General features: G+C 71.8%; 10 protein-coding genes and 1 pseudogene. 9 read left to right on the forward strand and 2 right to left on the reverse strand.

Annotation, left to right across the window (positions count from 1 at the left end):
• The first annotated feature begins 272 nt into the window (after positions 1-272).
• The 3 genes from ACIREE_RS19185 to ACIREE_RS19195 are packed head-to-tail and all read left to right on the forward strand — an operon-like array spanning position 273 to position 3,191.
• Positions 273-1,130, forward strand: a complete 858-nt coding sequence (locus ACIREE_RS19185; RefSeq protein WP_404153032.1) for a DUF5819 family protein — start codon at positions 273-275, stop codon at positions 1,128-1,130.
• Positions 1,127-2,380 carry an HTTM domain-containing protein gene (locus ACIREE_RS19190; protein ID WP_404153035.1) on the forward strand — a complete coding sequence of 418 codons (1,254 nt, stop codon included), beginning with the start codon at positions 1,127-1,129 and terminating at the stop codon, positions 2,378-2,380. Before ACIREE_RS19185 ends, ACIREE_RS19190 begins: the two co-directional genes overlap by 4 nt.
• Before the next feature lie 10 nt (positions 2,381-2,390).
• Positions 2,391-3,191: a TrmH family RNA methyltransferase gene (locus tag ACIREE_RS19195; protein ID WP_404153038.1), complete on the forward strand. Its 801-nt coding sequence runs from the start codon at positions 2,391-2,393 to the stop codon at positions 3,189-3,191.
• Positions 3,192-3,209: 18 nt separating this feature from the next.
• On the opposite strand, the gene paaN is transcribed toward ACIREE_RS19195, so the two are convergent.
• Positions 3,210-4,922 (reverse strand): phenylacetic acid degradation protein PaaN, encoded by a 1,713-nt coding sequence (paaN, locus tag ACIREE_RS19200; RefSeq protein WP_404153042.1) that lies wholly within the window; start codon positions 4,920-4,922, stop codon positions 3,210-3,212.
• 213 nt (positions 4,923-5,135) lie between these two features.
• Here paaN and ACIREE_RS19205 point away from each other — a divergent pair, with 213 nt between their 5' ends.
• The gene (locus tag ACIREE_RS19205) at positions 5,136-6,644 is read left to right on the forward strand and encodes a 3-hydroxyacyl-CoA dehydrogenase (protein ID WP_404153045.1); all 1,509 of its coding nucleotides are present in this window, start codon (positions 5,136-5,138) and stop codon (positions 6,642-6,644) included.
• Complete coding sequence (locus ACIREE_RS19210; RefSeq protein WP_404153048.1) at positions 6,641-7,252, forward strand: TetR/AcrR family transcriptional regulator; 612 nt, start codon at positions 6,641-6,643, stop codon at positions 7,250-7,252. Before ACIREE_RS19205 ends, ACIREE_RS19210 begins: the two co-directional genes overlap by 4 nt.
• A gap of 80 nt (positions 7,253-7,332) precedes the next feature.
• On the opposite strand, the gene ACIREE_RS19215 is transcribed toward ACIREE_RS19210, so the two are convergent.
• Positions 7,333-7,845, reverse strand: a complete 513-nt coding sequence (locus ACIREE_RS19215; RefSeq protein WP_404153052.1) for an Lrp/AsnC family transcriptional regulator — start codon at positions 7,843-7,845, stop codon at positions 7,333-7,335.
• Between the two features lie 174 nt (positions 7,846-8,019).
• Between ACIREE_RS19215 and pdhA the strand changes: the two genes are divergently transcribed.
• The 4 genes and pseudogenes from pdhA to ACIREE_RS19235 form a co-directional block, all read left to right on the forward strand.
• The gene (gene pdhA, locus ACIREE_RS19220) at positions 8,020-9,174 is read left to right on the forward strand and encodes a pyruvate dehydrogenase (acetyl-transferring) E1 component subunit alpha (protein ID WP_404153055.1); all 1,155 of its coding nucleotides are present in this window, start codon (positions 8,020-8,022) and stop codon (positions 9,172-9,174) included.
• Positions 9,171-10,181, forward strand: coding sequence for an alpha-ketoacid dehydrogenase subunit beta (locus tag ACIREE_RS19225; protein ID WP_404153058.1), 1,011 nt, complete (start codon positions 9,171-9,173; stop codon positions 10,179-10,181). Before pdhA ends, ACIREE_RS19225 begins: the two co-directional genes overlap by 4 nt.
• 13 nt (positions 10,182-10,194) lie before the next feature.
• Positions 10,195-11,844, forward strand: a complete 1,650-nt coding sequence (locus ACIREE_RS19230) for a dihydrolipoamide acetyltransferase family protein (protein WP_404153061.1) — start codon at positions 10,195-10,197, stop codon at positions 11,842-11,844.
• A gap of 83 nt (positions 11,845-11,927) precedes the next feature.
• Positions 11,928-12,863: pseudogene (locus ACIREE_RS19235) on the forward strand (DUF6457 domain-containing protein); the annotation flags it as partial.
• Positions 12,864-13,116: the final 253 nt, after the last annotated feature.

Genomic DNA, 13,116 nt, shown 5'->3' on the forward strand with positions numbered 1-13,116 from the left:
ACCTTGGGTGCCCGATGTCGTCCGGGCCCGCACTGGCTCCCGACCGATCGTTCGGTTCGTCGGATTCAATGGTGGGACGTGCCGCCGTGAGGTGTCAACCCTGAGCCGCCGAGCCTGTGGATAACCTGGGGCGGCTGTGCTGAGCGGCCGCTCCCCAGTACCGTTCCGGTGCGTCGCACCCGCCGGGCGGGATGGCGCGGAATCGGTTCGCCCCCAGGCGGCCGGGCGAGACGGGCCGGGGGAACCACGGAACCGGGGAACGGGGAACACCGATGGAGACGGAAGCAGGCGCCGCGGACGAGGCCGCGCGGCGCACGTCACAGGGGTCGACTTCCGCACCACCCATCCCACCGGACACTCCGCCGACCGGGGCGGGCGGGTCGTCCGGCGGGCCGGAACCGTCGGACGTGCCGGAGTCGTCCGACGTGACCGGGCCGCCGGAGCGGCGGGGGATCGTGGCGCTCTCCCCCGGCTATCAGGTAGTCGCGGCGCTGGCACTCGCGGGCGTCACCGTCGTCGTCGGCATCCACATACTCATGGTGTTCCTGCATGTCGCGCCGCCGAACACCGTGTCCAAGCAGCACGGCACCGCGGTCGAATCGTGGATCTATCCGGAGTTCGAGCAGAACTGGAAGCTGTTCGCCCCGAACCCGCTCCAGCAGAACGTCGCGGTCCAGGTCCGGGCCGAGGTCCGCGCGTCCGGCGGCGAGGCGCGCACCACCCGCTGGTACGACCTGTCCGCGCAGGACGGCGCGGCCATCGACGGGAACCTGGTGCCCAGCCACACCCAGCAGAACGAACTGCGCCGCGCCTGGGACATCTACATGTCCACGCACGACGCCCAGAACCGGCCGACGGGCTTGCGTGGCACGCTCTCCGAGCAGTACCTGCGGCGCGTCCTCGTCCTGCGCCTCGACCGGCTCGACGTGGCCGGCAAGGGGGACGTCGTCGAGCGCGTCCAGGTCCGCTCGCAGTCGACCGTGGTCGAGCCTCCGAAGTGGAGTGTCGAGAAGGTGAGTCAGAAGCCGGTCTACCGGCAGGTGTCCTGGTGGACGGTGACATCGCGGGACGGGTCGCTCGGCAGTGGCACGCATCTGCGGGGCGCGGGCACGACCGGCGGTGCCCGATGAGCCGTGGCGAAGAGCGGTCGGGCCGTATGCCGGGCCGTCTCGAGAAGACGGTGAGCACCGGTCTCCAGCGCCTCACCGCCTCCCCGCTGGGCCGCTACCAGAGCGCTGTGATCCGTATCGGATTCGCCGCGACCTGGCTGCTGTTCCTGCTGCGCGAGTTCCCGCACCGGCAGGAGCTCTACGGACCTGACGGGCCGTGGGGCTGGGGCCTGGCGCAGCAGCTCATCGCGGACAATCACGCCTTCACCGTGCTGATGTGGTCCGACAGCCAGGCATGGTTCGAGCTCGTCTACGTGGTGGCCGTGCTGGCGTCCGTGCTGCTGGTGCTGGGCTGGCACAGCCGCGCCATGTCGGTGCTGTTCATGATCGGTGTGCTGTCGCTGCAGAACCGCAGCATCTTCGTGGGGGACGGCGGCGACAACGTCATCCACCTCATGTCGATCTACCTGGTCTTCACCCGCTGCGGGCAGGTGTGGTCGCTGGACGCGCGGCGTGCCGCACGCGCGCGTGCCGCGCAAAAGTCTCCCGGGGGGCCGACGCCCGAGGACCGTGGCGGGATCGTTCTGTGGTGGGTCGTGGGGCTGGCGCTCTCCGCCGTCACGTTCACGGGCGATGCGAGCGGCGGCTGGCTGACGCTCTTCTGGGGGCTGTGGGCCGCCCAGGGAGTGTGGTGGTACGTCGACCGGCGTGCCGAGCCCGGTGATGCGCGCCTGCTGTGCGACGTCGTCGCCAACCTCGTGCACAACGCGGCCCTTCTGGTGATCATGGTCGAGGCATGTCTGATCTATGCGACCGCGGGCTGGTACAAGATCCAGGGCAGCCGCTGGCAGGACGGCACCGCGGTCTACTACCCGTTGCATCTGGATTATTTCTCGCCCTGGCCCGCCCTCGGCGATCTACTGACGGCGTTCGGGCCGATGGTGCTGTTGGTGACGTACGGGACGGTCGCCGTGCAGGTCGCTTTCCCGTTCACCGTCTTCAACCGGCGTCTGAAGAACGTCCTGTTGGTGTTCATGATGCTGGAGCACGCGGTCATCGCCATCGTGCTCGGCTTGCCCTTCTTCTCGCTCGCGATGATCGCGGCGGACGCGGTGTTCCTGCCGACGTCCTTCCTTTTTCGCCTCGGCGGCTGGGCGGCACGCGCGCGTGGCCGCGTTTTCGCCGGTTCACGGGACGCGGAGGTACCCGGCCCGCGTACGGCGCAGGACGTCGAGTCGCCGGCGGCGCCGACGCCTACGGCCCGCACGTAGGCTTCCTGGCATGAGCGGGACGAGCACGGGCAGTGGCGCTGACGGCAAGCGGGACGACGGGCCCGAAGGCGCCGTGGGTGCCTGGCGGCGCCGGGCCGACGCGGCGGTGCTGCTCGACGGCTTCCACGCCCTCAAGCACGCCCTACGCTTCGGCGCCGACGTGCCCGTCGCGCTCGCCGTGGACCGGGCGGCCACCCTCGCCCTGGCCGACGACCTCGCCCCCGATGTCGTACGGGCCCTGGACGCGCTCCTCGTGGAAGTGGACCGGCCGGTGCTGAGCGCGCTGGTGCCGCGGCTGCACCCGACCGGCGTCGCCGCCCTCGCCGGACGCCCGGCCCGCACCGACAACGTGGCCGCTCTCGGGCGTACAGGGCGCACTACACCTGTCGTGATCCTCGACAATCCGCGCAACCTCGGCAACGCGGGCGCCGTCATCCGCCTGGCCGCCGGGTACGGCGCCACCGGAGTCGTCACGACGGGCAGCCTCGACCCCTGGCACCCCATCGTCGTACGGGGCGGGGCCGGGCTGCACTTCGCGACCGCCGTGGAACGGCTCGCGGTCGACGAGCTGCCCGGCGGGCCGCTGTACGCGCTCGACCCCGAGGGCGCGGACATCCGCGGCCTGAAGCTGCCCGACGACGGGCTGCTCGCCTTCGGATCCGAGCGCAATGGTCTCTCGCCCGAACTGCGCGAACGCGCCGACCAGTTGGTGGCCCTGCCGATGCGGGCCCAGGTCTCCAGCTACAACCTGGCCACCAGCGTCGGCATGACGCTCTTCCACTGGAGCGCGCACAGCACGAACGCGCCATAGAGCCTTGCGACCGGGCTCTCAGACGGCTTCCCGACGCACTTCCACCACCCGGAAGCGGTTCGCCACGAAGGCACCGTCGCACAGGGCCGCGTTCGCCGCCGGGTTGCCGCCCGAGCCGTGGAAATCGGAGAATGCCGCCGTCTGGTTCACGTACACGCCGCCCGTGAGGTTGAGCGAGAGTTGCGCGCACTCCTCCAGGCAGACCTCCTCGACGGCTCCGGCCACCTCTTCGGAGGTGGTGTACGCGCCGACGGTCATCGCGCCCTTCTCGCGCACCGTGCGCCGCAGCAGCTCCACCGCGTCCTGCGTGGAGTCGACGGCGACGGCGAAGGAGACCGGGCCGAAGCACTCGCTCATGTAGGCGGCCTCGGTGTCGGGCCCTTCCCAGTACTTGCGCGCTCCGTCCAGCTTGACGATCACCGGGGTGCGCACGACGGCGTCCGGGAACTCGGGGTTGCCGACCTCCCGCGAGGGCAGCGCGACGTCACCGAGGCCGGGGGCCGCCTCCAGGCGGGACTTCACGTCCGGGTTCACCAGGGCGCCCAGCAGCCCGTTGGCCCGGGCGTCGTCGCCGAGCAGGCCGTCGACCGACCGCGCCAGGTCCGCGACGACCTCGTCGTACGACTTGGGGCCCTGGTCGGTGGTGATGCCTTCGCGCGGCACCAGCAGGTTCTGCGGGGTCGTGCACATCTGGCCGCTGTACAGGGACAGGGAGAACGCCAGGTTCGCCAGCATGCCCTTGTAGTTGCCGGTCCCGTCGATCACGACGGTGTTGACGCCGGCCTTCTCCGTGTAGACCTGCGCCTGGCGGGCGTGGGTCTCCAGCCAGTCGCCGAAGGCCGTCGAACCGGTGTAATCGATGATCTTGATCTCGGGCCGTACGGCCAGGGTCTTGGCGATGCCCTCGCCGTCCCGCTCGGCCGCGAGCGCCACCAGGTCCGGCGCGAAACCCGCCTCGGCCAGGACATCCCGGGCCACCTGCACGGTGAGCGCGAGGGGGAGCACCGCGCGCGGGTGGGGCTTCACCAGGACCGGGTTGCCCGTCGCCAGGGAGGCGAACAGGCCCGGATACCCGTTCCACGTAGGGAACGTGTTGCAGCCGATCAGCAGCGCGATGCCGCGGGCGACCGGGGTGAACTCCTTGTCCAGGACCAGGGGGTCGCGCTTGCCCTGCGGCTTGGACCACTGCGCCGCGTCCGGGGTGCGCACCTGCTCCGCGTACGCGTACGCCACCGCTTCGAGGCCGCGGTCCTGCGCGTGCGGGCCGCCTGCCTGGAACGCCATCATGAATGCCTGGCCGCTGGTGTGCATGACGGCGTGCGCGAACTCGTGCGTGCGCGCGGTGATCCGGGCCAGGATCTCCAGGCACACCGCCGCGCGCACCTCGGCGCCCGCGTCACGCCATGCGCGCATGCCCGCGCGCATGGCCGGCAGCAGCACGTCGACGTCGGCGTGCGGGTAGGTGACCCCCAACTCGATTCCGTACGGAGAGACTTCACCACCCACGAAGCCGTCCGTGCCCGCCTGACCGAGGTCGAGCCGGGTGCCGAGCAGTGCGTCGAAGGCGGCCTTGCCCTCGGCGGCGCTCAGGCTTCCGTGCTCCCCGTAGGCCTTGGGGTGCTCGGGGTGCGGGGACCAGTACGCGCGCGTGCGGATCGCTTCCAGCGCCTGGTCGAGGGTCGGCCGGTGCTTGGCGGTCAAATCGTGCGCGGTGAGTTCGGCGGCGGCCATGGCGGACCAACTCCTCCTGGGCTGCGGCTCCTCGTCGAGCCGGCGAGCTGGGCGGGACGGGGCAGGGCTGGGCAGGACTGGGCATGAACTAACAGTGAGAGTTAGAGTAACCGAACGATCGGTCGGGACAAGAGGCTGCGTGAAACCTGTGGAAAACCGGCCCAAAGGGCCCCGGCGCCCTGAAACGTGGCTGCATGCGGAAGGATCGCGCGCATGACAGCAGATGACCGCCTCGTGGGCGTGGTCGGCACCGGCACCATGGGCCAGGGCATCGCCCAGGTGGCCCTGGTCGCGGGGCACCCCGTCCGGTTGTACGACGCCGTGCCCGGGCGGGCCGGGGCTGCCGCCGAGTCGATCGCCGCGCGGCTCGACCGACTCGTCGAGAAGGGGCGCATGAGCGCCGAGGATCGCGAGGCCGCAGGTGCGCGCCTCGCGCCCGCCCAGACGCTCGACGAGCTCGCGGACGCCGCCCTCGTCATCGAAGCCGTCCTGGAGCAACTGGACGTCAAACAGCAGCTGTTGTGCGACCTCGAGGACGTCGTCGCGGACGACTGTCTGCTCGCCACGAACACCTCGTCCCTGTCGGTGACGGCGATCGGCGGGGCGCTGCGGCTGCCCGGCCGCTTCGTGGGCCTGCACTTCTTCAACCCCGCGCCGCTGCTGCCGCTGGTGGAGGTCGTCTCCGGCTCCGCCACCGACGTCACCGCCGCCACGCGCGCGTACGAGACCGCCCGCGCCTGGGGCAAGACACCGGTGGCCTGCGCCGACACCCCCGGCTTCCTGGTCAACCGCATCGCTCGCCCCTTCTACGCGGAGGCGTTCACCGTCTACGAGGACCAGGGCGCCGATCCGGCCACCATCGACGCCGTGCTGCGCGAGAGCGGCGGCTTCAAGATGGGCGCCTTCGAACTGACCGACCTCATCGGCCAGGACGTCAACGAGGCCGTCACCCGCTCCGTGTGGGAGGGCTTCTTCCAGGACGTGAAGTTCCGGCCCTCGCTGGCCCAGCGGCGCCTGGTCGAGGCTGGCCACCTGGGCCGGAAGGCGGGCCAGGGCTGGTACGCGTACGGGGACGAGGAGGAGCGGCCCGAACCGCACACGGCCGCGCCCGCCGAAAGGCCCGCCTATGTAGTCGCGGAAGGCGAGCTCGGCCCCGCGCGCGAGCTGCTCGGCCTCATCCGTGAGACGGGCATCGAGGTGCGCGAGGAGGACGAGGACAACGGCACCCGCCTGGTGCTGCCCAGCGGCGGGCAACTCGCCCTCGCGGACGGGCAGACCTCCATCGAGTACCGGGACGTCGTCTACTTCGACCTCGCGTACGACTACCGGAGCGCCACCCGTATCGCGCTCGCCACCGCCCAGGACGCGAACCAGCGCACCCTGAGGGAGGCCATCGGCCTCTTCCAGGCGCTCGGCAAGGACGTCAGCGTCATCGGCGACGTGCCCGGCATGATCGTCGCCCGTACGGTGGCCCGCATCATCGACCTGGCACACGATGCCGTCGCCAAGGGCGTGGCCACCGAGGAGGACGTCGACACCGCCATGCGGCTCGGCGTCAACTACCCGCTCGGGCCCATCGAATGGAGCCGCAGGCTCGGCAAGAACTGGGCGTACGCGCTCCTCGACGACCTGCACCTGCGCGACCCCTCGGGACGCTACGTGCCGTCCCTGGCCCTCTACCGCCATTCGTACGCCCCAGAGAAGCGGGAGGGCTCCGCATGACCACGGCACGACGTGACCCCGGCGCACGACGCGACACCTACACGCCCGACACTCTGCTCGCGGTCGCGGTCGCGGTCTTCAACGAGCGCGGCTACGACGGCACGTCCATGGAGCACCTCTCCAAAGCGGCCGGTATCTCCAAGTCCTCGATCTACCACCATGTGACGAGCAAGGAGGAGCTGCTGCGCCGCGCCGTGAGCCGCGCGCTCGACGGCCTCTTCGGAATCCTCGGCGAGGAACCCGCGCGCGTGGGACGTGCCGTGGAACGCTTGGAGTACGTCACGCGGCGCATGGTGGAGGTGCTGACCGGTGAACTGCCCTATGTGACGCTCCTGTTGCGCGTGCGCGGAAACACCGACACCGAGCGCTGGGCCATGGAGCGGCGCAGAGACTTCGACCACCAGGTCGCCGCGCTCCTGAAGGCGGCCGCCGCCGACGGGGACGTACGGGGCGACATACAGGTGCGTCTCGCCACGCGGCTCGTCTTCGGGATGATCAACTCCGTCGTGGAGTGGTACCGCCCCGACGGGGGCGGTCTGCGGGACCGGGAAGTGGCCGACGCCGTCGTGGAGTTGGTCTTCGGCGGGCTGAAGCGCCAAGAGGACTGAAGCACCAGGAGGGCTGAAACGCCAGGAGGACTGAAGCGCCAGGAGGGCTGAAACGCCCCGCAGGTCGGCCCCAGAGCCTGTCAGGGGCTGTCCGGCTCCAGGTCCTCCTCCTCGAAGACGAGCAGCGTCCTTGTGCCGAGCACTTCGGGGATGGCCTGGAGCTTGGTGAGGACCAGCTCGCGCAGCGCGCGGTTGTCCTGGGTGTGCACCAGGATCAGGACGTCGAAACCGCCACTGACCAGCGCGATGTGCGAGGCCTCCGGCATCCGGCGCAACTGGTCGCGGACCGTGCGCCAGGAATTCTGGACGATCTTGAGCGTGATGTACGCGGACGCGCCCTGCCCGGCTCTCTCATGGTTGACGCGAGCCCCGAAACCACGGATCACGCCGTCCTCGATGAGGCGGTTGATGCGGGCGTAGGCGTTCGCCCGTGACACATGGACGCGCTCGGCGACGGACCGTATCGACGCCCGGCCGTCCCTCTGCAGCATCTGCAGAATGTCGCGGTCGATGGCGTCCAGCGGCCGGACCGAGGGATCGGGGCCGTGGGAATTCCGGCCACCAGAGCCGTCGGCCATTTGTTCAGATGCCATCTGCCCCCGCCTCCCTACCATGGACGTACTGCGTTCATCACAGGCTGTGGAGAACCGTTTGTCCACAGCCTGGAGGGGCCTGTAGCCAAAATGCGCCGACGACCGAACAATCGGTAGGTGAGGCGCATCACACCCGACGCGTCCTTCCAGCCGCTCCCACGAGGAGGTGCCGTCATGACGGTCACGGAGCAGCGGGGCGCCCACCGCGCCGGCGCACCCACCCCGCCGCCCGCCTGGCAGCCCCGCACGGACCCCGCGCCGCTGCTGCCCGACGCGGAGCCCTACCGGGTCCTGGGCACCGGCGCCGCCGCGCAGGCCGACCCGGAGCTGTTGCGCCGCCTGTACGCGGAAGTGGTGCGCGGCCGCCGGTACAACGCGCAGGCGACCGCCCTGACCAAGCAGGGCCGCCTCGCCGTCTACCCCTCGACCACCGGCCAGGAGGCCTCCGAGGTCGCCGCGGCGCTCGCCCTCGAGGAGCGGGACTGGCTCTTCCCCAGCTACCGCGACACCCTCGCCGCCGTCGCCCGGGGCCTGGACCCCGTCCAGGCACTGACCCTGCTGCGCGGCGACCGGCACACGGGGTACGACCCGCGCGAGCACCGCATCGCGCCCCTGTGCACCCCGCTCGCGACCCAGTTGCCGCATGCTGTGGGCCTCGCACACGCGGCACGCCTCAAGGGCGACGACGTGGTGGCGCTCGCCATGGTCGGCGACGGTGGGACGAGCGAGGGCGACTTCCACGAAGCGCTGAACTTCGCGGCCGTATGGCGCGCGCCGGTCGTCTTCCTCGTACAGAACAACGGGTACGCGATCTCCGTGCCGCTGGCCAAGCAGACCGCGGCGCCGTCCCTGGCACACAAGGCCGTCGGGTACGGGATGCCGGGCCGTCTGGTCGACGGGAACGACGCGGTGGCGATGCACGAGGTGCTCTCCGACGCCGTGACCCGCGCGCGTGGGGGCGGTGGCCCGACGCTGATCGAAGCCGTCACCTACCGGATGGACGCACACACGAACGCCGATGACGCGACCCGCTACCGCGGTGACGCCGAGGTCGAGGCGTGGCGCGGGCACGACCCGGTGCTGCTCCTGGAACGGGAGCTGACGGAGCGCGGCCTGATCGACGAGGCCGGCATCCAGGCCGTGCGCGACGACGCCGAGAAGATGGCGGCCGCCTTGCGTGAGCGTATGAACCAGGACCCGGCGCTCGACCCGATGGACCTGTTCACCGATGTCTATGCCGAACAGACCCCCCAGTTGCGCGAGCAGGCCGAGCAGTTGCGGGCCGAGCTCGAAGCCGAGGCGGAGGCGTCCGAAGGGGGCCGGCCATGACCACGGTCGCCGACAAGAAGGTCACGAAACCGGCCACCATGGCGCAGGCGCTCGGGCGCGCGCTGCGCGACGCCATGGCCGAGGACCCGTCCGTGCACGTCATGGGCGAGGACGTGGGCACGCTCGGCGGTGTTTTCCGTGTCACCGACGGGCTCGCCAAGGAGTTCGGCGAGGACCGCTGCACGGACACGCCGCTCGCGGAGGCCGGCATCCTCGGCACCGCCGTGGGCATGGCGATGTACGGGTTGCGGCCCGTTGTGGAGATGCAGTTCGACGCGTTCGCGTACCCCGCCTTCGAGCAGCTGATCTCGCATGTCGCTCGGATGCGCAACCGCACGCGCGGTGCCATGCCGCTGCCCATCACCGTGCGCGTGCCCTACGGGGGCGGCATCGGGGGCGTGGAGCACCACAGCGACTCCTCCGAGGCGTACTACATGGCGACCCCGGGCCTGACCGTCGTCACTCCCGCCACCGTCGCCGACGCGTACGGGCTGCTGCGGCAGTCGATCGCCTCCGACGACCCGGTGGTGTTCCTGGAGCCCAAGCGGCTCTACTGGGCGAAGGAGTCCTGGAACCCTGAGCAACCGGTGGACGTTGAGCCCATAGGCACGGCAGTGATCCGCCGCCCGGGGGCCAGTGCCACGCTCATCACGTACGGACCGTCCGTGCCCGTCTGCCTGGAGGCGGCCGAGGCGGCCCGCGCGGAGGGCTGGGACCTCGAAGTGGTCGATCTGCGTTCGCTGGTGCCGTTCGACGACGCGACGGTCGCCGCGTCCGTGCGCCGTACCGGGCGCGCGGTCGTCGTGCACGAGTCGGGCGGCTTCGGCGGGCCCGGTGGGGAGATCGCCGCGCGGGTGAGCGAGCGCTGCTTCCACCACCTGGAGGCGCCCGTGCTGCGGGTCGCCGGGTTCGACATTCCGTATCCGCCGCCGATGCTGGAGCGCCACCACCTGCCGGGTGTGGACCGGGTGTTGGACGCTGTCGCGCGGCTCCAATGGGACCAGTGAGGGGATCGGGCTGATGGCGCAGGTTCTGGAGTTCAAGCTGCCCGACCTCGGCGAGGGGCTCACCGAGGCGGAGATCGTGCGATGGCTGGTCTCGGTCGGTGACGTGGTCGCCGTCGACCAGCCCGTCGTCGAGGTGGAGACCGCCAAGGCGATGGTCGAGGTGCCGTGCCCGTACGGCGGCGTCGTCACGGCCCGCTTCGGAGACGAAGGGACCGAACTTCCGGTCGGGTCGCCTCTGTTGACGGTGGCGGTCGATGTCGCGGAGGGCGCGGGAACCGCGGAGTCTACGCCGGGTGCCGCCGGGCCGGAGCGGTCCGAGGGCTCGGGGAATGTGCTGGTGGGATACGGGACGGCGGCGCCACCGGCCCGCCGAAGGCGTGTCCGGAGCGGGACCGCCGCGGGGGACGGGAGGCGGGGCGACGGGGGCGAGCAGGTGGCTGTGCGCGGGGCGGATGCGAGGTCGGCGTCCGCGAGGTCGGCGTCCGCGAGCGCGGTGACCACGGGCCCGGGGGCGGTGAGCCAGGGGGCCGGCTCGGTGGCTGCGAGGCGGGTGGCCGGTTCGGGGGCTGCGAGTGGGGGGTCCGGCTCGGTGGCTGCGGGCCCGGGGTCCAGCACGGCGGCCGCGAGTGCGGGGTCCGGCTCGGGGGCTGCGAGTGGGGTGTCCGGCTCGGTGGTTGCGAGGCCGGGGTCCAGCCCGGGGGTTGCGAGGCGGGTGGCCGGTTCGGGGGCTGCGAGTGGGGTGTCCGGCTCGGCGGCCGCGAGTGCGGCGTCCGTGTACGGTCTTGGGCCCGTGGCCGTTGTCTCCCCGCTCGTTCGCAAGCTGGCGCGGGAACATGGGCTGGACCTGCGGGAGTTGATCGGGTCAGGGCCCGAGGGACTCATCCTGCGGGCGGACGTGGAGCGTGCCTTGGAGGTGCGCGCCGAAACGGCCGCCCCGGCATCCGCCTCCGCATCCGTCCCGCAGGGTCACCGGACCCCCTTGCGCGGCATCCGCGGCCTCGTCGCCGACAAGCTTTCCCGTAGTCGTCGTGAGATACCCGACGCGACCTGCTGGGTGGACGCCGACGCCACGGAACTCATGCACGCGCGCGTGGCGATGAATTCCGCGACGGGCCCGTCCGCCGGGCCGAAGATCTCCGTGCTGGCACTGCTCGCCCGTATCTGCACGGCGGCCCTCGCCCGCTACCCGGAGCTGAACGCCACGGTCGACATGGAGCGCCGCGAGATCGTGCGCCTCGACGAGGTGCACCTCGGTTTCGCCGCGCAGACCGAGCGCGGGCTCGTCGTGCCGGTCGTCAGGGATGCCCAGGCGCGGGGAGCCGAGTCGCTGAGCGCCGAGTTCGGGCGGCTCACCGAGGCGGCGCGCGCCGGGACGCTGACACCCGGGGAACTCACCGGAGGCACCTTCACGTTGAACAATTACGGGGTGTTCGGGGTCGACGGATCCACGCCGATCATCAACCACCCCGAGGCGGCCATGCTCGGCGTCGGCCGGATCACTCCCAAGCCCTGGGTGCACGACGGGGAGCTGGCGGTGCGCCAGGTCGTCCAGCTCTCGCTCACCTTCGACCACCGGGTGTGCGACGGCGGCACGGCAGGCGGCTTCCTGCGCTATGTCGCGGACTGCGTGGAGCAGCCGGCGGTGCTGCTGCGCACGCTCTGACGCAGGTCTGATCCCAGGATCCGACCTCCCTGGCCCGGCGCCGCGGGGGTGGCAATGATCGCCCGTACGCCCATACTCGGGGCATGACGACCGCAGCCGCCGGGCCCCGCCACGACGCTCCCGCGTTCGACGCCGTCGTCCTCGCCGGAGGCGCCGCGCGGCGGCTCGGCGGTGCGGACAAGCCCGGCGTGCGGGTCGGCGGCCGCGCGCTGCTCGACCGGGTCCTCGCCGCCTGCGCCGAGTCCCGGGCCACGGTCGTCGTCGCCGAGCCGCGGCCCACCGTGCGCCCCGTCACCTGGGCGCGCGAGGAACCGGCGGGCGGCGGGCCGCTCGCCGCGCTGGACGCGGGAATCAGTGCTCTCGACCCGTCGGCGGTGAGGGAGGGGCCCCCAGAGGCGGAGCGTGTTGTCGTGCTCTCCGCCGATCTGCCGTTCCTGGGGGAGTGCACCGTCCGCCTGCTGCTCGGCGCGCTCGACGCGCCGGGCACCGAGGGCGCGTTGCTCACCGACGGCGACGGACGCGATCAGCCGCTCGTCGCCGTGTACCGGGGAGCCGCCCTGCGGCGGGTGCTGGCCGCCCTGCGCTCCGAGCACGGGGCGCTCACCGGGCTGCCGCTGCGGCTGCTCGTCCGGAACCTGAACCTCGTCCGGATCACCGACCCCGTCGCGTCCTTCGACTGCGACACCTGGGACGACATCGCCGCCGCCAGGTCACGGATCAGGGAGCATGGTCACGTGTTGGATGAATGGATCTCCGCAGCCAAGGACGAACTGGGTCTCGACCTGGACGTCGACACCGGCGTACTGCTCGACCTCGCCCGCGATGCCGCGCACGGGGTCGCCCGCCCCGCGGCACCCCTGACGACGTTCCTCGTCGGATACGCGGCGGCGCGGGCGGGCGGCGGCCCCGAAGCGGTCGCCGCCGCCGCGGCGAAGGCCGCCGCGCTCGCCAACAGGTGGGCGCAGGAGGCCGAAGCCGAGTCGAAGGCGGGTGGCGCCGCGTCGGACGGCGCCACCCCGGGCGATGCCGTGCCGGGCGACGCCCAGCCGAGCGGCGTCGCCCCGAGCGCCGCCACCCCAGGAACCGCCGTGCCGGGCGACACCAAGTCGGCTGGCGCCCAGCCGGGCGAGGCCAAGCCAGGCGAGGCCAAGCCGAGTGACGCCCAGCCAAGTGGCGACGCCCCGAGCGCCGCCACCCCAGGAACCGCCGTGCCGGGCGACACCAAGTCGGCTGGCGCCCAGCCGGGCGAGGCCAAGCCAGGCGAGGCCAAGC

This window comes from Streptomyces sp. NPDC102467 (assembly GCF_044765445.1).
Taxonomy (GTDB): Bacteria; Actinomycetota; Actinomycetes; order Streptomycetales; family Streptomycetaceae; genus Streptomyces.

Excerpts from the sequence above, each read along its gene's own strand:
- ACIREE_RS19205 (WP_404153045.1), top strand. The coding sequence starts at position 5,136 with ATGACAGCAGATGACCGCCTCGTGGGCGTGGTCGGCACCGGCACCATG.
- ACIREE_RS19185 (WP_404153032.1), top strand. The coding sequence starts at position 273 with ATGGAGACGGAAGCAGGCGCCGCGGACGAGGCCGCGCGGCGCACGTCA.
- ACIREE_RS19215 (WP_404153052.1), bottom strand. The coding sequence starts at position 7,845 with ATGGCATCTGAACAAATGGCCGACGGCTCTGGTGGCCGGAATTCCCAC.
- ACIREE_RS19190 (WP_404153035.1), top strand. The coding sequence starts at position 1,127 with ATGAGCCGTGGCGAAGAGCGGTCGGGCCGTATGCCGGGCCGTCTCGAG.
- ACIREE_RS19225 (WP_404153058.1), top strand. The coding sequence starts at position 9,171 with ATGACCACGGTCGCCGACAAGAAGGTCACGAAACCGGCCACCATGGCG.
- ACIREE_RS19230 (WP_404153061.1), top strand. The coding sequence starts at position 10,195 with ATGGCGCAGGTTCTGGAGTTCAAGCTGCCCGACCTCGGCGAGGGGCTC.
- ACIREE_RS19210 (WP_404153048.1), top strand. The coding sequence starts at position 6,641 with ATGACCACGGCACGACGTGACCCCGGCGCACGACGCGACACCTACACG.
- pdhA (WP_404153055.1), top strand. The coding sequence starts at position 8,020 with ATGACGGTCACGGAGCAGCGGGGCGCCCACCGCGCCGGCGCACCCACC.
- ACIREE_RS19195 (WP_404153038.1), top strand. The coding sequence starts at position 2,391 with ATGAGCGGGACGAGCACGGGCAGTGGCGCTGACGGCAAGCGGGACGAC.
- paaN (WP_404153042.1), bottom strand. The coding sequence starts at position 4,922 with ATGGCCGCCGCCGAACTCACCGCGCACGATTTGACCGCCAAGCACCGG.